The following is a 25,121-nucleotide window of genomic DNA, read 5'->3' on the forward strand; positions in this document are numbered from 1 at the left end:
TAAATCTACCATTATTATCAACTCGAACCTATTTATAGGAGTGATAAAATGAAGATTTACGTTGATGCAGATGCTTGTCCTGTAAAAGATGTGATTATTTTTGAGGCTACGAATGTGGAAATTCCTGTTACCCTCGTTACTAGTTTTTCACATTATTCTAATGCAGAGCAGCCAAAAGGTGTCGAAACAATTTATGTTGATTCTGGAGCAGATGCTGCAGATTACCGAATTATGCAGTTAGCAAAAAAAGAAGATTTAATCGTAACACAAGATTATGGTCTTGCTTCGCTCGCTTTAGCAAAAGGCTGTATCGTTCTACACCATAAAGGCTATAAGTATACGAATGATAACATTGAACAATTGTTACAAACACGATATTTAAGTGCAATGGTTCGAAAAAGTGGTAAACGTACAAAGGGACCGAAACCATTTACAGCAGAAGATAAAGAGAAATTTAGAGCACTCTTTAAAAGTATGATCTCACTTTAAAAATGAATCGTCTATTTGCTAGGAAAACTTCGCAAAACAAAGAAGAGAATATCGTAATGTACATTCTCTTCTTGAGGTTTACCCGTTTAAAATGAAGGTAAATTATCTAAGTTATTTTCTTTTATTCCATCCGGTTCACTACGTATAATATCTCTGCCATACTTATGAAATACGTCCACATGAGCTAACTTCCCTGATTTTGCTTCATTAAGAGCAGTCATATAATCTAACTCTCTCCCGCTACTTGTTTTAAACGCTATTAAATCTCCATCATCATTTTTACGAACAGCAACAATTTGTTCTGCTCCTGAAGTAACTTCCTGAGCTATTTCAAATTGAGCTTGCTCTTCCCCTTGATGTAAATAATCATTATATACTTTTTCAAAGTCTTTTTTGTCCATAAAACTCACCTCCAACACATTTTATTAGTATGGTTGGGAGGTAGTGGTTTTATGTACTTTTCTCTTAGAAAAACGTATTTTTAATACCTACGCAACCCTTTCAAAGTCTCCAATATATCATCTGTAAAGGATGTGCTACCCTCTGTCTCTAAAACTCTGAAATATAAACTTCTTAAGAACAATCTAATATTTTGTACTAAAATAGCATGCTGCGGATGTCGGATGTCCTCAACAGTTGCTATACTATGTAGCCAATTGCTCCACTCTTCTTCAGTTAAAAGCTTTTGGTTATGTAACGACATAATTGGCTTTACTAATCTCTCATCCTCAAAGTGTACATATACGTAATCACTCAATCGAACCTTCTGACGAACAGCCGCAAGAATCGCATATGAAAACTCACGATTTTGAATTGTACGTGCTAACGCATCGAGCGCATCTGCTGCATGTGCAGTAGAGTGTGCCCAGCCTTTTTCTTCTACGTAGCCTCTTACATCTTCTTCTAAATATACATATTCCAGCACTTGTTCTGCCACACTGTACAGTTGTTCTTCAGATAACAGTGGTTCTCTTTCATGAACAGATAAAATAAGTGGTGGAATTAATACGGAGAATGCACGTTTAAAAACAGAGTCTGTTCCCTTTTCACCAATTTTATAAAATAAATAATCAGGGCTAATTGCTTGCAGCATTAATCCTCGTAATTCTTTTTGTCTAAATACATCATTTGTAATCCATTTGTGAAGCGTACTATATATCAAATCATCACGCAGTTCAGCATCAGGTGATCCGATATAATCTAACATCCACTGCGCATATGGATATGCATCTACGTCTTCTGGTACAGCATAATTGTTATTTTTAATTTGTAGTAGTTCTTCTTTTAGTTCTAGTACTTCTGTCATTTTTTTATCCCCTTTAAATTTCTCTTCCTAAATTATTCCCTATTAGTATCATAAAATTAAACCCATTCTTAACGCAATATAAAATGGAATCATTAATTATCTTCACTATGTAACAGTTCTTCCAATGTTGCTTTAACTTCTTCTTCTAATTCATTAATCGTTCCGCTATAAAGTGTTCCTATGCTACTACTTTTTCGATATCCTTGGTAATAATACCAAAGCGAAATAGTACAGACTTCCCATGATTTTGAAGCATCATATTCAAAATTAATTTCTGATCTATATTCATACTCTAAACAATTCTTAGATGTTAGTTCTTCTAATTCATCACCGTCTATATCTCTTTTAATTGACAGCTTCAAATTTAATTTACCATTTTGCGCAAAACGTTCTTCATATATTTTTTGATACTTACTGCAAATGTCTTCACTTATACTCTCTAGTTCCATTATTTTTTGTTTTAACTGTTCATTTATCTGTTCATTTTTGATTTCTAAATATTGTCCATCCTTCTCTTCATTCACTTTATTATTTTTTTGAAACCATCTAAACAAATGTTCATTCCCCCTATATAAACTGTATTAATGTCTTTTAAATAGAACTACTGGATCATCAAATTTACTATTTTCAAATAAAACATCTGCAAGTTCTTTCGGATTATGCTCATCTATATACATCTTACAGGCCGCATGATATCTGTTCAAAAACATCTTCTCTGCTTCTTCATAACTTCCAAAAGCTTCAGTTTCCCGCTTCGCACCACGTTTTCTCGCAATCTCAAAATTTGTATCTACAAAGATTTTGTAATCAAATAAATACGCAACGTCTTTTTTCAATAGAAACGTTCCATCTACTATTAATATCATATTTTGCGTGGCCAATAGCGGCTCATTATGTACAGACATATCCGTTATTAAGTTATGAGAAATCGTTTCATACTGTAAAGTCCCGTTAGGTCCTAAAGGCATTAATAATCTTTCTTTGAAAGCTGTATAATCGTGTGCATCTTCATAATACCCTCTTGCAGATTCTTTTCCTTTTGCATAGCGAATCACTCTTGGATTATGAAAATCATCAATGCTTGCGCGTGTTACTGGTAATCCTCGTTTTTTTATTTCTTCCGCTAATTCGTTTGCAAATGTTGTTTTTCCTGATGCTGTAATACCACTTACTCCAACTCTTGTTGGATAGGTTAAATTTAGCTTTACAATATGATCTGCAATTTCTTTGATTCGTTGTTTTCGGTTCATGATATCTCCCTTCATAATTAGTTTACATAATATAATTATAAGTAACAATCCATGTCACTATTTGACGGTAAATTGATATCCTTTGTCGAATCGTTGATATATTTTAAGTTATGATAGATATATTTGAAAAATTGTTGATATATTATTAGCTTACTTCCCCTTAAACCCCCGATATAAGGCCGTCCGTAACTCTTGCTTATACTCTTCAATTTCTGGCATTTCGAGTTCTTCTGCTAATCTGATAGCTAATTCAATATCATACGGTACTCGTACAAGTTGAATAGAAAAGCTCGCCGCTTCTTTTTCATTATATGTCCCTTCAAATATTAAATAGGAAGCTTGTGTTATTTCAAGTGGGTTTCCTACGCTACCAGCATTACATAACGTTTTCCCTCTGAAATTTTGAACGAACGCTTGGTGAACATCACCGTAACAAACGACATCTGGTTTTCTTTCCCCTTCTATATTTTCAGTCAAATCACTATTTTCGAACATACTAATACGCTCTTCTCTTGAAGCGTGTGGTTGAATTCTTTCATATAAACTTCTCGGTGAGGCGTGGAACATACGAATGAGTTTGCCGCTCATAAAAAATTCGATTGAAAATGGTAAACTTCTTAAATAGTCGTTTTGTTCTTCTGATAATTGTTTTTGATGCCATTTTAATGCTTCAAATTCAGTCGGCTTTGTAATAAAATCATCCCAGTTTCCCATTACGACTACTTCACATTCTTTACGAATGATTTCAACTGCTTCACTGGAATGAGGTCCTTTTCCTACTAAATCTCCAAGACAAATAATGCGCTCGATTCCTCTTAATTTAATATCATTTAACACGGATTCTAATGCTTGAATATTACCGTGAATATCTGAAATTACTGCTATTTTATCCATATAAATTACTCCTTTATTTATTAAATTCACTTGATTGATACCATTTTGGAATATAAGATGAAAAATGATTATGATCTTCTAAAATTCCATTTAATCTTTCCTTCATATCATCTAATAAATATGGTGTGCTTCGGTTTGTCCATACGATATCAGCCGGGAATATCATTGCTGCATATAATGAGTACAGTTTCCAAAAATGTAGATCAGGTTCTCCTCCGCAATAACCGTGAACTTGTCCAACCGCAAATGATTTACTTATTCTTGTAGTAAAAATCGCTACGTTATAAAAATCGTGTATTGGATCGCCAAAATCATATCCACCAAAATCAATAACGATAAACTCCTTATTATGAATCATACTATTTGCTGGATGGAAGTCATCATGTAAAAATCTTATTGGACGATTTTTCAATAAATCTTTATGATTTTCTACAAAGGTTAATACTGGCTTCAAATCCAGAAAATTCACCTCGTAATCTGCTAGTGCCTCTATGTATCTTTCGTATTTATTCCATCTAGATGTTTCCCATTTATTACTTGCACTTTCTCTTTCAATTGAGTGAATTCTCTTTAATACTTCCCCTGCTTTTCTTCCTGCATTATACTGTTCTTCCACCGTTAGCTTCGTTAAACCTTCTTCACCATTTATACCTCGGGTCCATTCAAATACTTGAACACATTTATTTAATTTCTCAAGTATTATGAAATGAATTAACTTGGGTGTTGGAATATGTAATGACTCTAATTGTTGCATATACGTATATTCTTCTTGTTTACGTTCAAAATGAACAGCATCACATATTTTTACAAAATAAGTTTCTTGATTCTTTAATTCAATTTTATACTTCTCTTCATGTGAAAAACCTTTTGAAATAGCTGTACACTTTGCAATACGAGGCCATTCTAGTTTTCTCTCTATCTCTCTAAGCATTTCTTCCACAACATTCACCTCTATTAATATATGTACAAACTACCTAGCACTTCATGCTCTCGTTTATTTCCACCTGTAAACTCTACTGCAAATGGATTTTCGCCATTCTTATTCAAATGTTCTAGCACTAGCCCTTCTTCAATCGGTTCACAAAACTGTACATGAATATCTCCAAACACTACACTTTGACACTCAGCATTCCATTTTTCATTTTTCACAACTGAGCTTGTAGATAGTCCCATTACTTCTTTCCATTTCCGCACCGTTTCTCGAACGTTTTTCACTGCATAATGGATCGTTTCAATTTGTTGTACTTTGTTTTTATGTTCCGTAATCGTTCCAATGTTACGTAAATCATTTCTTCTTTCTTCGTCCGTTTCATTCCACTGTATAAAGAAAGGTAATTTCAGTCCGTTCTCTTCTTGCTTAACAAATAACATTTTCCATTCTAAAAGCCGGCCATCTTTTCTCATGCGTTTCCCTTCAAATGGCCCTATCGTATGTAAGCCGTGCTTCTTAAAGTTAACTACTAGCTCCTCAATTGCATCTGTTCGGATTGCGATTTGTAGCATTCCTTCTCCATTTTGTAGTTTCACCACTGTTTCTTGTACTAATGGATTTTCTGCTTCTTTCGCTTTTTCTTCATGTTGAACTGCTAAAAATTCTATATATGATAAGTCAAAATAACTTAAACTATTCCAAGTACCCCAGTTCGTATGCTCTCCGCCTAGTGCGGTATGAAATCCAAGTTCCTGCATTTGTTTTGCCGCTTCCTCCGGTGTACCATGAACTGTGTGAACGAGATGATCAAATCGTAACATGTCTTTCTCCCCTTTCTCTCCATCCTTTTATTGTATATTTTATTTTTCTTTCATTCAATTCAAAAACTTTAAAACCTAGTTGATTTATACGATTAATATGTATTATAATGAAACAAATTTAATTATTGCTGATTGGAAAAACCAAAGGCACTTTTCTCATACGGGAAAAGTGTCTTTTTCATTTATTATTACAGGGGGATTATTTATGCAGAAATTAATTGTCTTTGCTATTATCGGATTTTTCGCTCAATTGATCGATGGAGCACTTGGAATGGCGTATGGGGTAACGTCTACTTCACTATTATTAATGTTTGGTATTGCACCGGCTGTAGCTTCCGCGTCCGTTCATTTAGCTGAAGTGGTTACAACTGCAGCTTCTGGCGCATCTCATATCAAATTTGGAAACGTTGATAAATATACCGTTTCTAGACTTACATTACCTGGGGCAATCGGCGCATTTGTTGGGGCATGTTTTTTAAGTAATTTGCCTGGCGATGTAATCAAACCGTACATTTCCGTATTTTTATTTACTTTAGGGGTTTATATTTTATTACGATTCATCATTCAAAAACAAATTGTCACTTCAAATAAGCGTATGTCTGCAAAACAACTTGTGCCGCTTGGTTTATTCGCTGGATTCGTTGATTCAACTGGTGGCGGTGGTTGGGGGCCGATTACGACGCCTGTTCTTCTAGCAAGAGGAAATGAAGCTAGAAAAGTTATTGGATCTGTAGATACGAGTGAATTTCCTGTTTCACTTGCTGCAACAATTGGCTTCTTCATCTCACTTGGCTGGGAACAAGTAAGCTGGGTTTGGGTATTTGCGTTAATGCTTGGCGGTATTGTCGCAGCTCCAATTGCTGCATGGTTAGTTCGTATCGTTCCAGCACATTTACTTGGGGTATTAGTTGGCGGTCTTATTATCTTTACGAATATACGTACACTGCTTACTACATTTAAAGTGGATCCAACTATTATTTCACTTTCTTACGTTGCAGTTGGTCTTGTCGTTATTATTTCTATTTTCATTGCTGTTCGAAATCATTCCAATCGTCCTAACGCATCAACCGCTGAGTATCCAAATGATCAGAAGCAAATGCTACCATAACTATAAGAAATACCGCCCAATTTAGAGCGGTATTTTTTATTTTTCTATTTTCCAATTAATCATCGTTTCTGTAGCATTTACTCTCTTCATATGTAACTTTTCTAAAACACGAATCGAACTATAATTATCTAGAAGTGTCTCTGCAATTATTGTTTCTACCTCTCCTGTTTTGAAAGCCCAATCGATTAGTTCTCTTACAGCTTCTGTTGCATAGCCCTTATTCCAATATTTCTCAATAAATCCATAGCCAATTTCCACTGTTTGATTCTCGTTTGGTCCACCTTTAAATCCAATATCACCTAAAACGCTATCATCTTCTTTCCGAAGAACATACCACGCCCCCCATGGTAATAAAGCCACATCTTGTTTTACATTCTTTACATGCCCTACAATATGCGGACCGCTATTGTATCCTTGCTCGTTAGCAATTTGAATTCTCTCTTCTGTACACGGCACTATATAGAGCCTTTCTGTTTCTAATTTCATATTGATTTCCCCTTTTCAATTAAACAATACCTCAATTTTACTAAAAATAAAAAGAATATTCATCCTATTCGTTAAATTTATACTTATTCTTTGAAACGAATTTAAGGAATAATCCTCTTTTGATAGTTATGTCGAATTATATTTTTCTGAATTTTCTTTTAATTTAGAGGGTTTTTCAATATTTTTTGCGAAACATTTGTATAACAATTTTTTCTTTGCTTATTGCTACATAATAGTAGGTTCGGGTGGAGTTTTGCAAGCGTTTCCTATACAATAACCGATATTTTTTGACTTTTCCTAACAAAATATCTTGCAATATATTCAGAAAGTCATTACAATTGCCATATATTAAAAATCTTAGCAATATATAAATCCTCATCAATCCGATGAGGTAGAGGTTGCGACTTTTAATAGTAAAACGGACGAGACACAGAGAATGTCAGCTGACTCCGTTTGAAAGGAAAAGTTGCCGAAGTTTATATTTCTTCTCTGGAAATATGAGCTGGGGCTGTCTCCGAAAGGAACAGAACTGTCACGTTTACAAAATTACCGTGTAAACGTGGGGTGCTATCTTAACGGAAGGGTATGATGGGGTGGTTATTTGTGAAACGTTCCGCCAAATTCCTTTGGCGGTTTTTTGTATTTTTCTCCCCCGCTCCTTCCTAACCTACAAGAAAAGGAGTGTTGAACATGAATAGCGCAACAAATCAATCTACCTCTAAAACGCAAACTACACAAGGACAAGGTGAATTAAAACGCGGATTAAAATCTCGTCACCTTACGATGATTTCTCTCGGTGGTACAATTGGTACCGGACTATTTCTTGCCAGCGGTGGTGTCATCCATACAGCTGGACCTGGTGGCGCATTAATTGCATACGCCGCAATTGGAATTATGGTTTATTTTTTAATGACAAGCTTAGCTGAACTTGCAGCTTACATGCCTGTTACTGGATCTTTTAGCACGTATGCAACAAAATTTGTTGATCCATCACTTGGCTTTGCACTTGGATGGAACTATTGGTATAACTGGGCAATTACGATTGCTGCTGAACTTGCAGCCGTAACATTAATTATGAAATTTTGGTTCCCAGATACCCCTTCTCTTATTTGGAGCGGATTATGTTTAGCTATTATTTTCCTTTTAAACTATTTATCTGTTAAAGGGTTTGGTGAATCTGAATATTGGTTCGCACTTATTAAAGTAGTTACGATTATTATCTTTTTAATTGTTGGTTTCATGATGATTTTTGGAATTATGGGCGGTGAAACGGTTGGATTTAAAAACTTCACTGTTGCAGATGCACCATTTAACGGCGGTATCATGGCAATTATCGGTGTGTTTATGGCAGCTGGTTTCTCATTCCAAGGTACTGAACTATTAGGAGTAGCTGCTGGTGAAACGTCTGATCCAGAACGTAATATCCCAAAAGCAATTCGTTCAATCTTTTGGCGTATTCTTTTATTCTATATCCTTGCGATTCTCGTTATCGGTTTATTAATTCCTTATACAACTGAAAGCCTTGCTGCAAGTGATGTTACAGTAAGTCCGTTTACACTTATTTTTGAAAAAGCGGGCGTTGCCTTTGCTGCTTCTGTTATGAACGCTGTTATTTTAACTGCTGTACTATCTGCTGGTAACTCTGGTATGTATGCATCAACTCGTATGCTTTGGGATTTAGCACGCCAAGGAAAAGCACCAAAGTTTCTTGGTAAATTAGATAGCCGCGGTGTACCTGTTAACGCGTTAATCGTAACGTCAATTGTTGGTAGTATTGCTTTCATTGCTTCTTTATTCGGTGATGGTGTTGTATACATTTGGTTATTAAACGCATCCGGAATGTCTGGTTTTATCGCATGGGTTGGAATTGCAATTAGTCATTACCGTTTCCGTAAAGCATATATCGCACAAGGAAAAGATTTAAATGACTTACCATATAGAGCAAAATGGTTCCCATTCGGTCCAATCTTCGCATTTACACTTTGTATCATCGTAATTTTAGGACAAAACTACGGCGCATTTATGGGTGAAGCAATTGATTGGAACGGTGTACTCGTTTCTTACATCGGTTTACCACTCTTCTTAGTACTATGGTTAGGTTATAAATTTACGAAAAAAACAAAAGTGATTCCACTTGATAAATGTGAACTAAAATAAAGTGAAACGAGCAAACAAATTTGTTTGCTCGTTTTTTGTTGCAAACCTCTTTACTTCCCTATTGCTCCTGTTTTTGCAATAATAAAGGAAATATAAATAAAGGTTGGGATACAATGAACATCCGCATTACTGATGAAGCAAAAGCAGCTATACATAGATTAGAACTTGAAGATAAAAAAATCGTTCGCATTAGAGGAACAATGACGAACTCTTGTAGTATTTTCGTTGATGTCGATTTAATTTGGGATACATATAACGCAGATGATGTTGTATATGAAGATGCAGAGCTTATCGTACAAATGGATTCATTCACGAAAGACTACACTGGTGATACGGTGAAACTTGATTATAAGACGACAGGTTTTAGTGTTACGACTCCGAGTGAGACTTTGGTTTATGGATTGTCGATTAAAAAATAAAAATTGTTTTCATTTGACCACCGAGGTGAAAAAATGGGTAAATATGTTCCGTTAAAATTTTTATTTAATGAAGAATTAGCAGAAAAAATAGCTGATTCTATTTGTAAACACGATCCTTGTTTCTCTAAAAGCATCTTTGTAGATTCTGTAGCTTGTAAAGTTGAAAATTTAGAGTTAAAACAGCGTATTGAAGTAATTGCAGATGAATTACACAATGCTTTACAAAAAGATTTTAATGCCGCAATACATATATTACTGAAAACATTAGGACCAGAAAATACAACAGAAGTAGGCACATTTACAAATGGATATATGTACATGCCTGTTGCAAAATACGTTGAAAAATATGGGCTTAACGATTTTAAAATCTCGTTTAATGCAATGTATGAAATAACGAAAAGGAATACTGCTGAATATGCCATTCGGCCCTTTCTTGAAACATACCATGAAGATACACTAAACATATTACAACAGTGGATTCATGACGAAAACAGCCACATTAGGAGATTAGTTTCTGAAGGTACAAGACCAAGGCTTCCTTGGGCTAAAAAAATAGAAGCTCTAAAAGGTGATTTTAAGTACAATTTACAACTTCTTGAACCATTAATGAATGACCCTTCTAAATATGTTCAAAAATCTGTAGCCAATCATATTAACGATATTACGAAAGAAGATAAAGAACTCGTTTTTCAGTGGTTACAGCAATTACGTGATAAACAGCATCCTATTAATCCTTGGATTATAAAACATGGGTTAAGAACAGTTATTAAAAATGGTACTTTACCAAAAGATTTTTGTTTTTGAGTATATTAAACAAAAACGCTATCTTTTCCTATGATTCTAGAAAAAGAATAGCGTTTTTTTACTCGTCCAGTATTTAGTAGGTATAACTTTTTATATTTCAAAAGACTTTTCTCTCTAAAAATATTTTTCATACAAATTTTCACATTCTAAAAAATCTATAAATTTCTTATAATGTGTCACTGTTCTTTCTAAAGCAATCATTAAAACAAAAATAAAATAAATTGCTTGGATTCCATTCATATAATTAAAGAGTGATTCAAATATATATACAATACTTGCAATCATAGAACAAAACCATAAATAAAACTTCATTTTCAGCTTTTTAATTTTTTGCTTAGTTGTCTTACAATACTGGCCATGAACTCTTATAAACAAATAAATTGCTGTATGTAAAATAATAATTGAAAATTGAAAACTTCGATTGTCCTCCGAACTAAATTCAGAAAAATCTATTTCTAATGAATGTAATACTATCCAAATAGAAAATAAAGATAGCAGAAATACATATAAAAAACCAATTAATAATTCAAAAATAAAGAGCCAAGGTTTATTTATGATTGAGTAAAATGGATTTAGATATTTTATGGTTAATAAAAATTTTCTCACTAAATCAGTTATAATAATTGATGTATTAGTTATATTCATATAGAAAAGTAATGTTATTGGAACTAATAACATTATAGTGATGCCCCAAACAGTAATCTTAATGCCTGATAAAAAGAAAACAGCTCCATAAATTATAACTGAAAAAATAAAAGTTGATACTGGAACAAACATTAAAAATGTAAAAGTTCTTATTAAGATTAAATCCCCTAAAAAATCTTTTATTATGGAAACGTGTATTTTTTCCTCCTTGTATTTTTTCACAGTATCAACTATTTCTTTCTCAGATAAAAGAAAACACTTCAATCTATTAAACATAAAAAAACCCCTTTATATTAAAAAGATTAAAATATATACCAAACTGTTATTAAAATTTCATAAAAATAATTGTAAATTTTGTATAAGCATTTTTTTCACTTTCAACTGTAATTAAGGCGTGATGTGCCTCTATAATAGCTTTGACAAGTGCCAATCCAATTCCGGTCGATCCGTGCTTTTTAGAACTACTTGATTTATAGAATCGTTCAAAAATATGAGGTAATTCTTCAGCTGAAATTCCCTCTCCAAAGTCTTGGATTACTAGTTCTGTATAGGTTGGAGAATTTTTGGCCTGAATCATTATTTTACCACCGGGTTTAGAATGTTCGATTGCATTCTTCAACAGGTTTAACAAAGCTTCCTGCATCCATAATTTGTCGTGAATAACGACTATTTCTCTAGGTGCATTCCAATCAATCAAAATATTTTTATCACTTATCATGCTTTGCAAGCGATTTAGTACTTCCTCAGTCGTATCTACTAAATTCCCTGGCTCTTTATCAAACGAAATCGCTTTTGCATCAATTTTTGCTACTTTTAACAAATTCTGAATTAAGACATTCATTCTAGAAATCTGAATATCATTATTTTGTAGTAATTGAGCTTGTTGCTCTCGGGATAGTTTCTCATTTAACAACATTTCATTATAGATAGAAATAGTTGAAAGCGGCGTTTTTAACTGATGAGATATATCCTGCAACATTTCTCCTAAAAACCGTTTCTCTTCAAGCAAATCATGCATATTTTTTCTAATGATATCCCTCATTGAACGAAATGAAATCGCCAGTTTCGCGAAATCCCCCTCTTTATTTTCATTGATGACAACCGAGTAATCTCCCTCGATTATCTTTTTTGCAGCTCTAGTAAGCTGGCTAATCTTATTGAAAATAATTTTTTGTTGCATGTAGTTTGCAACAAAAAGTAAAAATCCAAAAGCAATCAATCCCCACATCATAAATTGATTGTGATTAATAATTAGATTATTTAAGTGAGGAAAAAATTTTGAATCCAAGTCTTCATATAATCCATATTGCTTTAGGATCTCTGTCCCTTTTTCCTGATATTTACTTGAGTGAGACGAATGACTTGATAAGACTTTCATAATTTCCGCTTCATTTTCTGGATTCTGCTCTACCAACCTAGCTGTAATTTCCCCCCATGTTGCAATAGAGTCTCTTTTCAAATGATCATAAAATAATTGTTGAATAATAAATTGGTAAATCACAAATATAGATAAAAGGACGGCTAGTATCGTCATATAACTTTTTAACTCGGTATTTTTCATTATCTTGCTCACCCAATCACGTCCTTGCTCCAACGATAACCATATCCTCTTTCGGTAACGATAAACTGTGGTTTTTGAGGATTGTCTTCAACTTTAGCTCTTAAACGCTTTATGTATACAGATAACGTGTTTTCATCAAAAAAAACATTTTCTCCTTCTGTTATTTGTTGTAGGAGTTCATCTCTTTTTAATGCTTTGTGAGAATTCTTCATGAAATTCAATAGCAGCTTGTATTCTAAATTCGTCAATGTAATACTTTCACAATTTTTATAAACCTTGACTAGGTTCGTATCGATTCTTATATTCTCAGATCTTAAAATTTGAGATGGCGTTTCTAGCGACGCTTGTTTACGCAATTGTACTTTCACTCTGGCGATAAGTTCCCTAACCCGAAAAGGTTTGGTTATATAATCATCACCGCCTATATCCAGCCCCATTACCACATTTGCTTCTTCATCTAGTGCAGTTAAGAAAATAATAATCGAATTCTCGTTTTTCTTTTTAAAATACAAACATAAGTCATAACCATTACCATCTGGTAGGCCGATATCAAGGATGGACAAATCAAATGTATTGTGAACAAACTGGTGTTTAGCTTCTTTTACACTGGACGCTCTAATCACCTCATAACCTTCATTTCTCAATGAAAATTCGATGGCTATGCCAAGAGCTTCATCATCTTCAACTAGTAATATTTTTTTATTCAAGTATGCCCTCTCCTTTTTTTCCCCTAGCTTATACTCCAATTACAATAGCCTGGCTATAATCTAGCCAGGCTTATAATATTATTGTTCTCTGATATTATCAATAATATTATCTTGTTGAATTTTTTTCAATGGATTTAAGACTGATAAATAACTAATTATTAAAGCTGAAACAAACGTAATGATACAAGCCTCATAGGGAATCGTCCATGTCATTTTCAACATATCAGATATAGCTAAATATATAATATAAGACAATATACAGCCAAAAAAGATTCCTTGTAAACTTCCAGAAAAACCGTAAATCAAAGCTTCATAGGTAATCATTTTTTTCAAATCCTTTTGTGACATACCAATGGATTTCAAAGCGGCCAATTCTTTTCGTCTAGTCATGATACTTATAGTTATAGTATTGAGGATATTAACGCTACTAATTAAAGAAATGACTGTGATGAAACCATATGCAAGCACTTGTAAAGTAAGTTTTTCTTCTTTTTTTGTTTTATTTTCTTGATAATTATTTACGATTGTAATGGAATAGCTTTTTCCAATCGTGTTTTCTATTTCCTTTACTGTCGCGGAAGATTGAGTTACATCCTTTAATTTAGTTTCAAAGCTATTCTCCTTTTTTTCGTATACTTTAGATATATTTTCAAGTGATTTCAATTGATACAAAACTTGTTCACCTTCAGCTAAATGATCTGGATTATTATCCACTATCTTAATTGTAATATCCGATTTAACAGATAACTTATCAACAGATTTAGATGCAAATGCAACACTCATTAAATACGAGAAAGTAATAAATAACACACTACTTATAATAATTGATAAGATTGTAATGGTATAGCGATTTTTATTTCGCTTAACATTTTTCATAGCCATGCTCAAAGGAATAGATAAAGGTTTTTTCACCATGGAATTCTTTTGTTTATTGATTTGTTCCTTTTTAATTGACAACCTGCTACTAATTGCCAACAAAGGGGAGATTTTCCCTGCAAAATAAGCTGGGTACAAACTTGACGCTATTACAGAAAGCAAGGTAATAATCGAACTTACTAGTAAAATATTCCAATCAACATAAAATATCGAGACCGCTTTACTATTTTCCATTAAAAGTGAAAAAGTGAACTGCAGAGAGGCAAGTGCTATTAGGCTACATATAATTCCAATTGGTATAGCGATAACAGCCAGAAAAGTAGCTTCTCTCAGAACGATTTGTCTAATTTGCTTTCGTGTTGCACCAATGCTTCTCAACAAGCCAAACTGCCTCGTTCGTTCTACGACACTGATTTGAAAAGCGTTGTAAATCACAACAATTGTCGCTATCACAACAATGCTGATTGTAATAATTAGCGTAGCCATAATCGAATTATTGTAACCTGGTTTCTCTAATTGAATTAATTCATTACTTATATTAATATTATTTTCTCCGGAAATGGTCTTGAGTCCCTCTAAAACCTCATTAAAGTTTGCTTTTGAGCTAATTCCAACTAATATTTTTCCTTCACCAGCGCTAAACTTACTCTTATAGGTTAGTAACCGTCCCACCTTATTTTCCTGTGTATATGTACTATCACTTAGAAAACCAACCAATTTGTATTTTTTTTCATTTAATTCGAATGAATCACCTATTTGAATATTTTCTTTTATATAAGGTAATACCCAGGGATCAACAGCAACTTCTTGATCATTAGATGGCAATCTGCCCTTAATAATACTGTATTTTAAAAATTCCAAGGCGTTATCATCAGCAAAATTTATTTTTACAGCAGCCTCTCCAACTTGGACTGTTTCTCCCTGTGACATTAAACCAAATGATTCAATTTGCGGGTTATATTTAATTTTTTTCAATATCGATTCATCGTAATTTAATACAACGGCATGAAAAGAATACCCTTGCCTCTTTTTCGTATTCTCGATTTGAGAAATCTGAGTACCGTTCATAAATAGGCCGATTGTAGAAATTAACGATACAGAGAGTACGATTCCTATCAAAGTTAAAATTGTTCGTTTCTTATTTCCCTTTAAGTATCTCCTGCTTAATTGTTTATAATTACCAATCAAGATTAGTTTCCTCCCGTCTTAGGCTTATTCGTGGATAGCCACTGATCGGAAATGATTTGGCCATCTTCAATTGTAATAATACGGTCAGAAGTTGATGCAATTTTTAAATCGTGAGTAATCAATACAATAGTTTGATTATATTTTTTTGCTGTCAATCTTAATAAATCCATGACTTCTTTTGTGTTTTGAGTATCCAGATTTCCTGTAGGTTCATCAGCTAAGATTAAATGTGGGCGATTTATAAGTGCCCTCCCAATCGAAACCCGTTGTTGCTGACCTCCTGATAATTCAGATGGTAAATGATTTCGTCTTTCATGAAGTCCCAGAATTTCAATAATTTCGTCCATATAAGGATTATCTACAGGTTCATTATCTAGTAAAGTGGGCAAAGCTATATTCTCTTGCACATTCAATACAGGAATTAAATTAAAGAACTGAAATATAAAACCAACTTTTCTTCTTCTAAATATCGAAAGTTCATTATCTGAATAATTATAAATATTGTTCCCTCCAATAAATACTTGTCCTGAACTCGGACGGTCCAATCCTCCCAAAATATGCAACAATGTACTTTTACCTGAGCCAGAAGCTCCTACGATTGAAACAAATTCCCCTTGCTGTATAGAAAGATTTATGCCCTTCAAAGCATCTACCCTACTATTTCCTTCACCATAACTTTTGACTACATTTTCTATTCTTACGATTTCCATTTATATCACCTTATTTTCATTTTAATTTAGTCTTGTACCTCTACAAAGTTTATTTTATTCTGATTATTCGAAGAGAGCTTATCAATCTGTTGTAAAACTTTGTCTACTTCTTGTTTGTTTTTATAATCAAAATTACGTTTTTGAAATTGAATCAATTTCATTATTGACTCTGATTCAGAAATTGTATTATAGTCTTGGTCGTTTAGAATAACAAGGTTCATTGGGGCATACCCAATCCAAATTTGCTGTTTAACATACTGGGCAGATACCATCTTACCGTTCAAATTCAACTGGTTATTTTCAAAATTATCAACCATAGAATCCTTAGCCGCATAAGAAAATAATAGATTCTGATCACTAGATACTTTATTTTTATCTTTCACCCTCTCAGAAATAATAGATGCTAAATTTGGATCTTTTCTAGCTCTTAGAAGTCCCTTATTAAATAATTTTACCGCGGTAGAACTATTAATAACTGCATATTCTGTAGTGTTGATTTCAAATTCTTCATTTGTATCATTTTGTTTCTTATCTTCTTCTGATAATGGAATCCTTTTTGTTGTTGTGACGTACTTTACCTTATAGTCTATTGATTGTTTAGTGTCATCTTTAAACTCTTGTTTAACTTTTTCTACGTCAGTTGCAGTACCACTAACTAGAATCCCATCGACTGGTTGTCCTGGACCTTGCACATAACGTTTTACTCCTAATCCTATTCCTATAAAAATAGCAATAACAACCGTATAACTTATAATTTTTTTCATTAGAATACTCCTTTAGTAAATGATTTATATCTGGATTATAGATGAGTTTTTTTCATAAGTTAATGACTTCTATCTAACTATGTGACTTCTAATCTTACAATTTTGTAAGATTAGTATTCCCCATGCTCAACAAGCTAAATTTATATAATAATAATCTTATACGTTATTATTCTCTTTTTTATTGAAACGGGTCGAATCACAGGCAATAACCCGACCTATAATGATTAATGTTACAGATAATAACTTAAGGCCCGTCTTATATATAATCTAAATCTTTAAAATAAACAAAGGATATTACTCCTAATACAGCACCAACTATCCCTAGCATCAAACCCTTATACTTTTGTATAAACATCTTATTCCTCTTTTCGTACAAATAAATTATTCCATATATAACAATACTAAATTATGGAATGTTTCCAAAGAATTAAAACGTTTTTATATTCAGTTTATATGTCTACTTCTTTACTTATCCCATAGATAAGTAAATCCAAAGGGATACAAAAACGTCACTTCTTTTATAAACAGTACGACTTTATTGTTACTTAATAGTAGTGAGAAATATCACATATCTCATAAAAGGGCTGGGCGGAAATTTAAGTTTACTAAATACCTTTTCTAAAGTTTGAGTGCACCCTTTTTCTGTACACTCCATCCAATCTTTCATCAAACAACTACCTTCTCCTATAATTTCAAAGGATTCCCACTCGATTATCCCGAATATATAAATTACTATTCTCACAAGGAGCGAATTTATATGAATCTATTCGAACACGAAACGTAAAACCGTTCCCCTTTCATAAGAGGTCCTCCTTTTTTCTTTTCTCACCATATCATTTACTTACAAAATAGGAGGATACAATTATGAAACGTGATCCATTATTTTTAACTTTATTAGAAAGTGCAAATACACATTTTAGCGGCTGGGATTTTTCTTTCATTTCAGAAGCGGGTCGAATGAAGAGTGAGCCTTTATCGTGGTCGTACGGCAGTACTGCTTTCCAGCTTATGCAACATGCAGAATCAATGCTCGATATGGGTACTGGCGGCGGAGAGTTTTTATCTATGTTACAACCGTTCCCGTCAACTATTTATGCTACTGAGGGCTACGCTCCAAACGTGCCAATTTCTCGAAAGAAATTAGAGCCTTTAGGGGTTACTGTTGTAGAGGTGAACGATGATACTGCATTGCCATTTCAAGATGGTCAGTTTAATCTAATCCTAAACCAACATGAATCATATGCTGCTTCTGAAGTAAAAAGAATCCTTTCTCCAAATGGAACATTTCTTACACAACAAGTTGGCGGTCTCGATTGCGCGGAACTTAATGACCAATTTGACACACCACTAAATAGTGAATTTGCAAGTTGGTCGCTTGAAGCGGCATGTAATGAACTACAGGAAAACGGATTTACTATCTTAGAAACAAAAGAAGAATTCCCTTTCCAACGCTTTTATGATATTGGCGCTATCGTCTATTATTTAAAAGCAATTCCGTGGCAAATTCCTGATTTCACTGTCGAAAGGTATTATGAGGAGTTATATCGTATACATGAGATTATCTTGCAAAAAGGATATTTTGATGTGAAGCAACATCGCTTTATCATTAAGGCCATTCGAGGCTGGTAATATAAAATACTAAATACAAAAAGAGTGCTTTTCTTCAAAGCACTCTTCCTAAAAAATTTACCACTCTTTACGTTCATCACAATCACAGTCACGATCATGATTACGTTTACGTCGACATTTATCACAATCGCAATCACGGTCACGTTTACAACGACATTCATCACAGTCTCTATGTCTACATCTACAAAACATTAAATCATCCCAAAATCTATTACAATTTCGGAAATGTCTAAAATTACAATTACACCCCATAACTACCAGACCCTCCTCTTTTTAATAAGACTCATCCTATTCTATGTTTAAATTTCAAATACGGCTTGTTTACTAGTCTATTTTTTCTACCTATCTTTCCTTAACAACAAATAAGACGCTAACCAAATAAAGGTTGCGCCTACAAGCATTAATATTGTTTTAATCAAATTAAAAACATCGCTTTAATTTTGTCCATATATTTGATAATAGCTTGAGTCATAACTTTCCCTTCATAATAATATTCAACTGTATCATCCTTGCCAGTAAACTTAACTAATACTATATTCTTGTTTCCCATTACCTTCACTTTCCTCCAAAATAAAAAGCATCCTCCCTGGATACTATGTAATTACTTATTATATTGTAATTCAAATAAGGTACATGAAATTTCATTTTTCTTTCAGCTACCTAATGTTGTTAAATCTATCTTCATTACATACTTTATTAAATAGTTAGAAGAAGAGCAAAAGCCCTTCTCCGTATACACAACGTGAATTGCAATTGAATGTGAAATTGCAATTCAACTATTCATTCACTCTGCAACCATCGCCATCGGTTATGACGATCCATTTTCAGTTATAAGGAATTGTATGAGCAATGTTTTCTGCCGCCGCTCACAATACAAATATATCACGTTGATTCTAAAACAACTGGCACATTTACTGCCAAAAGGCGGTTACGACTCTGCCAATTATTATAAAATAGCAAGTTCTTTTAGTTAAATTACCTTATTAAAACTAACCCAAAAACGCAATCGCATTTTTCGTTTTTCTCGCAAATGCAATTGGATCTTCTATCGATTCCCAGTGAACATATATTAAATGAGGATTATCATCTAGCCAATGATTGTGAAATGCCGATACTTTAAAGCCAAATCTCAGAAGTTGTGAAATTAGTTGATCAGTCTGATCTTGAGTCGTTGCCGTTTCACCTAAACAAAGTGCAACTTCGGATGGATCGAGGGATTCGAACGAAAAAAGTTGATGCCCCACAAGAGGTGAATTTGCAGGTCTTCCAAAGATAGTCGCTCCAAAATTCACATTCCGCATAACAAAACATACAGGCCCTGGTTCAATTTCACCTTCACCACCTAATGTAGCAGTAAATTCATCACATAATGCTTGAAATTCTGGAGATACTACAGGTGGTGGCAAATCTGGTGGTAATACTGGACCTAAGAAATCAATAGATTCTCTTGATTTTCTCGCAAATGCAATCGGATCATCTATCGATTCCCAGTGAATATAAAATAAACGTGGATTTTCATTTATCCAGTGATTGTGCAAACCTGATACGATAATACCGCGATCACGAAGATTAGTAAGGACTTGTTCAACCTGATTTTCAAAAGCTGCAGTTTCCCCTAAACAAAGTGCATTTCCTGATTCATCAAGAGATTCAAACGAAAAAAATTGATAATTAACCAAAGGTGAATTTGATTTTCTTCCTAATACTGTTTCATCAAATATTCTAGTTCGAGTTACAGTACATACAGGTCCTGGATCAATTGAATGATCAGTACCACCTAGAATATCAAAAAAGCGTTGACATAGATTTTCAAATACTGGATCTACTTGTCGATTTTCTATTTCCATAGTATATTCCTCCTAAAATTTTATAGGATTATCTTCCTAAAATTGCAGAAGACAATATATTCTATGCTAGCAATCTAGTAACTGCTTAGACAATTATGAAAGATTAATAGAGAACCATAGCAAGTTATTCAATGTACATACTATATTTCAAATTATGTTACACGATAAAGTTATAGACATATAATAAGGAGCACTTTAAACATGTCTTTTTCTCAGTTAAATAATGAGAGCAATCAACTTATAAATGTCGATTGCTCTATTAAAATATTCTCTACTAGATTATAAGATTGATTGTTTTCGTATTCTTTCTATTGAGAAACAAGTTGTTTTTCATATCGCTTGTTCGCATCATCTTCTTTCAAACATACAGTTGTGTAATTAATAATATTCCGGTTATCGTACGTGAATATATGTTTTAACTTATTTTCTTCTGTTAATACTGTCGGTAAGTATTTTGGTAAATTGCTAACTACACCTCTATTATCACCATCTAATATCCAATCAATTTCTTTCCATTCTAATAAGCCTTCAGCCGTACGTAATGGTGTATTCATTTGCATTCCATCTGGCAAATCAGCAACGAACACATACATTCCTTCACTAGCCTGGGGCTGATCTTTACCTTTAAAACCAACAGTCCCTTTATACGTTACACTTGAAAGTTCTATGCCCGTTTCCTCAAACGTTTCTCTAATTATTCCTTCGTATGGCGTTTCATTCTCTTCTATTTTTCCTCCAACACCATTCCACATCCCCATATTCGGCTTTTTATTTCTATTTAATAGCAGTATTTTATCGCTTTTTCTAATAAAGCAAATTGTGTATTTGTACATACGATCATTTCCTTTCATTTTCCACATGAGTTATTTGGCTTATTTTCAATTAAAAACACTCGCCTTATAATTCCTTACTACATAATATATAGTACAACTTTCATGCGTAAACACTTTACGTCAAACGAGAGAATCCTTTTTAGAAAGGAGAATTTAAAATCGATAATATAAGTAATGAATTTTTAAACCAATATTACAACGGCATCGTGTGGTTAAACGATACACACTGGTTCGGAGTTCCAATCTGTAAACTTCCCTCTGATCTCTTTGTGTATCAAGAAATCATTTATGAATTAAAGCCCGATTTAATTATTGAATGCGGGACTTTTCACGGTGGTAGTGCACTGTATTTAGCTTCTATGTTAGATTTAATTGGAAAAGGTCACGTACTTACTATCGATATAACTCCGCAGCCAAATCGGCCATCACATAATCGGATTACGTATTTAACAGCATCTTCTGTTTCTGTGCAGGCCATCCAAACAATAGTAAGTATGCGCAAACCTGATGATGTGATTTTAGTTATTTTAGATTCTGATCATAGTAAAGAGCATGTTTCAAAAGAACTCTTGCTATATAAATCTATCTTCACTACTGGCAGTTATATAATTGTAGAAGATACCTCCATTAACGGAAATCCGCTTCTTCCCGATTGGGGTCCTGGCCCAATGGAAGCTGTGGAAGAGTTTTTAACTAAAAACAATAACTTCATAATCGACGAGTCTAAACATAAATTTTTCATATCATTTAATCCAAAAGGTTTTTTAAAGAAAATAAAGTGAAACTTTAATAAGTGGGGTTTTGCTCATCCCCCACTTATTCTATCATTTTCATTTTTGAAAAAGGATAATATACGAATTCCACCTTGCCAATTATGTTATCTTCTTTAATATATCCTAAGCCATTGCGACTATCTCTACTTACTTCGCGGTTATCTCCCATTACAAATAACTTATTTGGTGGAATTTTTGTCTTTTGAAAGTTATAAAACACTTGTGTGTTGTTAAATAAATCTTTGTTCGTATATGGTTCTTCTTGCTTTTGATCGTTCACATATACCTTTCCGTTCGTTATGTTAATTACATCACCAGGAAGCCCTATTACACGTTTCACATAATATTTCGATTCATCCTCTTCTTTTATAATGACAATTTCTCCGTGTTGTAAATTAGAAAGACGTACTACCGCTTTATTTACAAATACGTAGTCTTCTTCATATAAAGTCGGCTGCATCGATTCCCCTTCCACCTTACATAAAGTAAAAGAATGGTAGCCTATGACTATCACCAATATAAATAGTATGTACTTTCCCCAGCCTCTCTTAATCTCCTTTTTCATATCCATTCCCACCTTATAAAGCGCTTTTTAACTCAAAAAATATATCACTGCACAATATGTTTCCATGCAGTGATACTATTTTTACTGTGCCTTGTTCGGTTGTTCTACTGGAATTGAATTTGTATTTGATCTATTTGTTTTTAATTCAAAATACGCATCCAAAATCTCTTTACCAATCGCAGAATTAATTCCTGATTTATCATCATTCACCCATGGTACAACAACTGAAAAAGCTACTTCCGGATCCGCATCATATGGTGCATAACCGGCAAGAGTTAAATTATAACATTTTTTTCGGTTGTTGTTCTCATCTCTTCCAATATCACTTTCTCCACCATATATTGTCTCAGCTGTTCCTGTTTTTCCCGCTGGTTTATATGGTAGACCTTTAAATGTTCCGGTTCCGGTTCCGTCAGCTTCTTGAAAAACTCTTCTAAATCCTTCTTTTACATGATTAATGTACGAAGTTTCCATATCCACTCTATTTAATACAACTGGTTCAATCGACCGAACAACTTTTCCTGCATCCTCTGGTCTATTCGGTTGCTCTCTAACTTCTTGTACAATTTGTGGTTTCATTCGGTAACCGCCATTTGCAATGGTTGAAATATATTGCGCAAGCTGAAGCGGCGTATATGTATCATACTGTCCAATCGCGTAATCAAGTAAAAATCCGGGTATGTTATCAGTTCTACCTATTTGACCGATTGATTCATTTGGCAGGTCAATACCAGTCGACACACCTAGGCCAAATTGTCTAAAATAGTAGCGCATTTTATTAAATGTTTCTTGTTTAATATCTAATGGATTGTTTGGAACATAATTAATGCCTGCAATTTTTAAAGCTGTATTAAACATATAAACGTTCGATGACACTTGCAAAGCTCTTAAATCATCAATATCCCCAAATTCTTTCCACGATTTCTTCGGCTTAGAACTTCCTTTAAAATACATTGGCGCATCAAAGAAGTGTGTATACGGCTTAATCGCTTCTGTTTGATATCCAGTTAATAAAGTAGCCCCTTTTACAGTTGACCCTAACTCATAAGAACTTGTCATCGTTCCTAATGCATAATCTTCTATTTGCATACCACCATCTTTATTTACAATTTTCTTTCCTGCCATTGATAAAATTTGACCGTTTTTCGGATTCATCATTACTACGAACGCACGATCCATCATCGGCTCTGCAGCATGAAAGGCTCGTAAATTCTTTTCAAGGCTTCCCTCTACTCTTTTCTGTAAATCCATATCGACTGTTAACATCAAGTTATTTCCACTTTTTCCTTCAGTCACTTTTTCTGTTCGAACAATCTTCCCTGCTTTATCCATAATATTTTTAGACTGTTCTTTCGTTCCATGTAGTGCATCTTCGTATTGTTTTTCGATGTAACTTTTACCAATACGGTCGTTTCGATTATAATCACGAACTAAATAATAATCTAATTGTTCTCTTGGCAACCCTTCATTTTCATTAGAAACGCTACCTAGTATAGAGCGCAGTATTTTATCATTTGGGTATTCACGTTCCCAATCTACTGTTGTATCCACTCCCGGTAAACTTGCCAACCTTTCACTAACGACAGCATATTCATTTTCACTTACGTCTTTTTTAACGATTTGCGGAGTCATTTTATATCCCGCATTCATTTTGCTTTTAATTACTAATACTTCTATATCTTCCTTTGAAAGCTCATTTAATTCTTCTTGTGTAATTCTTTCCCGGCGCAGTTCTTCTACTTTTTTATCTAACTCTTTTCCTTCTATTTCTTGCTTTCTAAATTTACTCTCATCTTCTTTCGTTACTTTCGCTGCTGCCCGCTTTTCATTTAACTGCATCCAAAAATCTTTTTTATCTGTCTCTGTTAACTTATCCATGTCCTCTTGCGACATTTCAATTAGCTTAGCTAAATCTTTTGCTACTTGTAAAACTTCTTTTGAGTCCACTCCTCTCATTTTCGTATATGTAACGGTTCGTAATGGTTTATTATTTACAATAACGTGACCTTGTCGATCAAACATTTTCCCTCTAGGAACGGGAGTACTTACCGTTACATCTTCCTTTTTGTTTACTTCATTTCTATACGTTTCTCCATCAATGATTTGTACTTTACCTAATTGAATTATAATAGCTGAAAATAAAAGAAAGACAATAAAAAATAGTACATTTAACCGAAATGGAATATGAGTCTTTTTCTTTTTCGATTGTTTTTTCTGCTCCTTTTTCTGTCTCATTTCGCTCCCTCGCTTCATTCTATTAACATTTCTACGCAAAATCATTATGTATCAAATTTATTTATATGATATATATAGAATTTTATATTAATTACTAAAGAAATAAAAGATTTAATTTTCAGT

General features: G+C 33.5%; 26 protein-coding genes and 1 riboswitch. Of the genes, 7 read left to right on the forward strand and 19 right to left on the reverse strand.

Going from position 1 to position 25,121, the window contains the following annotated elements; all coding sequences use genetic code 11:
- The first annotated feature begins 48 nt into the window (after positions 1–48).
- Positions 49–489 carry a YaiI/YqxD family protein gene (locus AC3EMB_RS14970; protein ID WP_000708772.1) on the forward strand — a complete coding sequence of 147 codons (441 nt, stop codon included), beginning with the start codon at positions 49–51 and terminating at the stop codon, positions 487–489.
- A gap of 86 nt (positions 490–575) precedes the next feature.
- On the opposite strand, the gene AC3EMB_RS14975 is transcribed toward AC3EMB_RS14970, so the two are convergent.
- The 7 genes from AC3EMB_RS14975 to AC3EMB_RS15005 form a co-directional block, all read right to left on the reverse strand.
- On the reverse strand, positions 576–890 hold the full coding sequence (locus AC3EMB_RS14975) for a DUF3892 domain-containing protein (protein ID WP_000358159.1): 315 nt from the start codon (positions 888–890) through the stop codon (positions 576–578).
- Between the two features lie 80 nt (positions 891–970).
- Positions 971–1,795, reverse strand: a complete 825-nt coding sequence (locus AC3EMB_RS14980; RefSeq protein ID WP_488517096.1) for a DUF2785 domain-containing protein — start codon at positions 1,793–1,795, stop codon at positions 971–973.
- Between the two features lie 92 nt (positions 1,796–1,887).
- Positions 1,888–2,349 carry a hypothetical protein gene (locus tag AC3EMB_RS14985; RefSeq protein ID WP_000490271.1) on the reverse strand — a complete coding sequence of 154 codons (462 nt, stop codon included), beginning with the start codon at positions 2,347–2,349 and terminating at the stop codon, positions 1,888–1,890.
- A 27-nt stretch (positions 2,350–2,376) separates the two neighbouring features.
- On the reverse strand, positions 2,377–3,045 hold the full coding sequence (locus AC3EMB_RS14990) for a nucleoside/nucleotide kinase family protein (protein WP_001080565.1): 669 nt from the start codon (positions 3,043–3,045) through the stop codon (positions 2,377–2,379).
- A gap of 150 nt (positions 3,046–3,195) precedes the next feature.
- Positions 3,196–3,939, reverse strand: a complete 744-nt coding sequence (locus AC3EMB_RS14995) for a metallophosphoesterase family protein (RefSeq protein ID WP_488517097.1) — start codon at positions 3,937–3,939, stop codon at positions 3,196–3,198.
- Positions 3,940–3,952: 13 nt separating this feature from the next.
- Positions 3,953–4,879: an aminoglycoside phosphotransferase family protein gene (locus tag AC3EMB_RS15000; protein ID WP_488517098.1), complete on the reverse strand. Its 927-nt coding sequence runs from the start codon at positions 4,877–4,879 to the stop codon at positions 3,953–3,955.
- Between the two features lie 14 nt (positions 4,880–4,893).
- Complete coding sequence (locus AC3EMB_RS15005; protein WP_071732003.1) at positions 4,894–5,691, reverse strand: VOC family protein; 798 nt, start codon at positions 5,689–5,691, stop codon at positions 4,894–4,896.
- Between the two features lie 205 nt (positions 5,692–5,896).
- On the opposite strand from AC3EMB_RS15005, the gene AC3EMB_RS15010 reads away from it, so the two are divergent.
- Entirely contained in the window at positions 5,897–6,799 is a 903-nt protein-coding gene (locus tag AC3EMB_RS15010) for a sulfite exporter TauE/SafE family protein (protein WP_001170743.1), read from the forward strand.
- Between the two features lie 36 nt (positions 6,800–6,835).
- On the opposite strand, the gene AC3EMB_RS15015 is transcribed toward AC3EMB_RS15010, so the two are convergent.
- The gene (locus AC3EMB_RS15015) at positions 6,836–7,285 is read right to left on the reverse strand and encodes a GNAT family N-acetyltransferase (protein WP_488517099.1); all 450 of its coding nucleotides are present in this window, start codon (positions 7,283–7,285) and stop codon (positions 6,836–6,838) included.
- A 384-nt stretch (positions 7,286–7,669) separates the two neighbouring features.
- Positions 7,670–7,863: riboswitch (Lysine riboswitch) on the forward strand.
- 112 nt (positions 7,864–7,975) lie between these two features.
- On the opposite strand from AC3EMB_RS15015, the gene AC3EMB_RS15020 reads away from it, so the two are divergent.
- The 3 genes from AC3EMB_RS15020 (at position 7,976) to AC3EMB_RS15030 (ending at position 10,665) form a co-directional block, all read left to right on the forward strand.
- Positions 7,976–9,442 (forward strand): amino acid permease, encoded by a 1,467-nt coding sequence (locus AC3EMB_RS15020; protein WP_001083396.1) that lies wholly within the window; start codon positions 7,976–7,978, stop codon positions 9,440–9,442.
- A 113-nt stretch (positions 9,443–9,555) separates the two neighbouring features.
- Positions 9,556–9,861, forward strand: a complete 306-nt coding sequence (locus tag AC3EMB_RS15025; protein WP_488517100.1) for an iron-sulfur cluster biosynthesis family protein — start codon at positions 9,556–9,558, stop codon at positions 9,859–9,861.
- Between the two features lie 33 nt (positions 9,862–9,894).
- The gene (locus AC3EMB_RS15030) at positions 9,895–10,665 is read left to right on the forward strand and encodes a DNA alkylation repair protein (protein WP_182813147.1); all 771 of its coding nucleotides are present in this window, start codon (positions 9,895–9,897) and stop codon (positions 10,663–10,665) included.
- A 114-nt stretch (positions 10,666–10,779) separates the two neighbouring features.
- On the opposite strand, the gene AC3EMB_RS15035 is transcribed toward AC3EMB_RS15030, so the two are convergent.
- The 6 genes from AC3EMB_RS15035 to AC3EMB_RS15060 form a co-directional block, all read right to left on the reverse strand.
- Positions 10,780–11,586 (reverse strand): hypothetical protein, encoded by an 807-nt coding sequence (locus AC3EMB_RS15035; RefSeq protein ID WP_000483294.1) that lies wholly within the window; start codon positions 11,584–11,586, stop codon positions 10,780–10,782.
- Between the two features lie 49 nt (positions 11,587–11,635).
- Positions 11,636–12,871 carry a HAMP domain-containing sensor histidine kinase gene (locus AC3EMB_RS15040; protein WP_000798889.1) on the reverse strand — a complete coding sequence of 412 codons (1,236 nt, stop codon included), beginning with the start codon at positions 12,869–12,871 and terminating at the stop codon, positions 11,636–11,638.
- An 8-nt stretch (positions 12,872–12,879) separates the two neighbouring features.
- Complete coding sequence (locus AC3EMB_RS15045; RefSeq protein WP_001035092.1) at positions 12,880–13,578, reverse strand: response regulator transcription factor; 699 nt, start codon at positions 13,576–13,578, stop codon at positions 12,880–12,882.
- A 78-nt stretch (positions 13,579–13,656) separates the two neighbouring features.
- A complete protein-coding gene (locus tag AC3EMB_RS15050; protein WP_488517101.1) occupies positions 13,657–15,642 on the reverse strand; it encodes an ABC transporter permease in 1,986 nt (661 codons plus the stop codon).
- 2 nt (positions 15,643–15,644) lie between these two features.
- On the reverse strand, positions 15,645–16,352 hold the full coding sequence (locus AC3EMB_RS15055) for an ABC transporter ATP-binding protein (RefSeq protein ID WP_488517102.1): 708 nt from the start codon (positions 16,350–16,352) through the stop codon (positions 15,645–15,647).
- Between the two features lie 26 nt (positions 16,353–16,378).
- The gene (locus tag AC3EMB_RS15060; protein WP_488517103.1) at positions 16,379–17,116 is read right to left on the reverse strand and encodes a lipoprotein BA_5634 family protein; all 738 of its coding nucleotides are present in this window, start codon (positions 17,114–17,116) and stop codon (positions 16,379–16,381) included.
- 864 nt (positions 17,117–17,980) lie between these two features.
- On the opposite strand from AC3EMB_RS15060, the gene AC3EMB_RS15065 reads away from it, so the two are divergent.
- Complete coding sequence (locus AC3EMB_RS15065) at positions 17,981–18,745, forward strand: class I SAM-dependent methyltransferase (RefSeq protein WP_089171352.1); 765 nt, start codon at positions 17,981–17,983, stop codon at positions 18,743–18,745.
- 57 nt (positions 18,746–18,802) lie between these two features.
- On the opposite strand, the gene AC3EMB_RS15070 is transcribed toward AC3EMB_RS15065, so the two are convergent.
- The 3 genes from AC3EMB_RS15070 to AC3EMB_RS15080 form a co-directional block, all read right to left on the reverse strand.
- Complete coding sequence (locus AC3EMB_RS15070) at positions 18,803–18,997, reverse strand: hypothetical protein (protein WP_089171353.1); 195 nt, start codon at positions 18,995–18,997, stop codon at positions 18,803–18,805.
- A gap of 737 nt (positions 18,998–19,734) precedes the next feature.
- Positions 19,735–20,592: a DUF1259 domain-containing protein gene (locus AC3EMB_RS15075; RefSeq protein ID WP_095690632.1), complete on the reverse strand. Its 858-nt coding sequence runs from the start codon at positions 20,590–20,592 to the stop codon at positions 19,735–19,737.
- 308 nt (positions 20,593–20,900) lie between these two features.
- Positions 20,901–21,425 (reverse strand): NUDIX hydrolase, encoded by a 525-nt coding sequence (locus AC3EMB_RS15080; protein WP_095690631.1) that lies wholly within the window; start codon positions 21,423–21,425, stop codon positions 20,901–20,903.
- Positions 21,426–21,583: 158 nt separating this feature from the next.
- On the opposite strand from AC3EMB_RS15080, the gene AC3EMB_RS15085 reads away from it, so the two are divergent.
- On the forward strand, positions 21,584–22,207 hold the full coding sequence (locus AC3EMB_RS15085; protein ID WP_340785013.1) for a cephalosporin hydroxylase family protein: 624 nt from the start codon (positions 21,584–21,586) through the stop codon (positions 22,205–22,207).
- 34 nt (positions 22,208–22,241) lie between these two features.
- Here the strand turns inward: AC3EMB_RS15085 and lepB are convergent, their stop codons facing one another.
- Together lepB and AC3EMB_RS15095 are read right to left on the reverse strand one after the other, a co-directional pair.
- The gene (gene lepB / locus AC3EMB_RS15090) at positions 22,242–22,763 is read right to left on the reverse strand and encodes a signal peptidase I (RefSeq protein WP_340783417.1); all 522 of its coding nucleotides are present in this window, start codon (positions 22,761–22,763) and stop codon (positions 22,242–22,244) included.
- Positions 22,764–22,844: 81 nt separating this feature from the next.
- Positions 22,845–24,998: a peptidoglycan D,D-transpeptidase FtsI family protein gene (locus tag AC3EMB_RS15095; RefSeq protein WP_488517104.1), complete on the reverse strand. Its 2,154-nt coding sequence runs from the start codon at positions 24,996–24,998 to the stop codon at positions 22,845–22,847.
- Positions 24,999–25,121: the final 123 nt, after the last annotated feature.

This window comes from Bacillus sp. LQ16 (assembly GCF_057784645.1).

What these genes read in the sequence shown, in the direction of transcription:
- lepB (WP_340783417.1), bottom strand. Translation starts at nt 22,763, where the DNA reads ATGAAAAAGGAGATTAAGAGAGGCTGGGGAAAGTACATACTATTTATA.
- AC3EMB_RS15095 (WP_488517104.1), bottom strand. Translation starts at nt 24,998, where the DNA reads ATGAGACAGAAAAAGGAGCAGAAAAAACAATCGAAAAAGAAAAAGACT.
- AC3EMB_RS15035 (WP_000483294.1), bottom strand. Translation starts at nt 11,586, where the DNA reads ATGTTTAATAGATTGAAGTGTTTTCTTTTATCTGAGAAAGAAATAGTT.
- AC3EMB_RS15025 (WP_488517100.1), top strand. Translation starts at nt 9,556, where the DNA reads ATGAACATCCGCATTACTGATGAAGCAAAAGCAGCTATACATAGATTA.
- AC3EMB_RS15065 (WP_089171352.1), top strand. Translation starts at nt 17,981, where the DNA reads ATGAAACGTGATCCATTATTTTTAACTTTATTAGAAAGTGCAAATACA.
- AC3EMB_RS15055 (WP_488517102.1), bottom strand. Translation starts at nt 16,352, where the DNA reads ATGGAAATCGTAAGAATAGAAAATGTAGTCAAAAGTTATGGTGAAGGA.
- AC3EMB_RS14980 (WP_488517096.1), bottom strand. Translation starts at nt 1,795, where the DNA reads ATGACAGAAGTACTAGAACTAAAAGAAGAACTACTACAAATTAAAAAT.
- AC3EMB_RS14995 (WP_488517097.1), bottom strand. Translation starts at nt 3,939, where the DNA reads ATGGATAAAATAGCAGTAATTTCAGATATTCACGGTAATATTCAAGCA.
- AC3EMB_RS15020 (WP_001083396.1), top strand. Translation starts at nt 7,976, where the DNA reads ATGAATAGCGCAACAAATCAATCTACCTCTAAAACGCAAACTACACAA.
- AC3EMB_RS15015 (WP_488517099.1), bottom strand. Translation starts at nt 7,285, where the DNA reads ATGAAATTAGAAACAGAAAGGCTCTATATAGTGCCGTGTACAGAAGAG.
- AC3EMB_RS14975 (WP_000358159.1), bottom strand. Translation starts at nt 890, where the DNA reads ATGGACAAAAAAGACTTTGAAAAAGTATATAATGATTATTTACATCAA.
- AC3EMB_RS15030 (WP_182813147.1), top strand. Translation starts at nt 9,895, where the DNA reads ATGGGTAAATATGTTCCGTTAAAATTTTTATTTAATGAAGAATTAGCA.
- AC3EMB_RS15005 (WP_071732003.1), bottom strand. Translation starts at nt 5,691, where the DNA reads ATGTTACGATTTGATCATCTCGTTCACACAGTTCATGGTACACCGGAG.
- AC3EMB_RS15070 (WP_089171353.1), bottom strand. Translation starts at nt 18,997, where the DNA reads ATGGGGTGTAATTGTAATTTTAGACATTTCCGAAATTGTAATAGATTT.
- AC3EMB_RS14970 (WP_000708772.1), top strand. Translation starts at nt 49, where the DNA reads ATGAAGATTTACGTTGATGCAGATGCTTGTCCTGTAAAAGATGTGATT.
- AC3EMB_RS15040 (WP_000798889.1), bottom strand. Translation starts at nt 12,871, where the DNA reads ATGAAAAATACCGAGTTAAAAAGTTATATGACGATACTAGCCGTCCTT.
- AC3EMB_RS15080 (WP_095690631.1), bottom strand. Translation starts at nt 21,425, where the DNA reads ATGTACAAATACACAATTTGCTTTATTAGAAAAAGCGATAAAATACTG.
- AC3EMB_RS15060 (WP_488517103.1), bottom strand. Translation starts at nt 17,116, where the DNA reads ATGAAAAAAATTATAAGTTATACGGTTGTTATTGCTATTTTTATAGGA.
- AC3EMB_RS15075 (WP_095690632.1), bottom strand. Translation starts at nt 20,592, where the DNA reads ATGGAAATAGAAAATCGACAAGTAGATCCAGTATTTGAAAATCTATGT.
- AC3EMB_RS15010 (WP_001170743.1), top strand. Translation starts at nt 5,897, where the DNA reads ATGCAGAAATTAATTGTCTTTGCTATTATCGGATTTTTCGCTCAATTG.
- AC3EMB_RS14990 (WP_001080565.1), bottom strand. Translation starts at nt 3,045, where the DNA reads ATGAACCGAAAACAACGAATCAAAGAAATTGCAGATCATATTGTAAAG.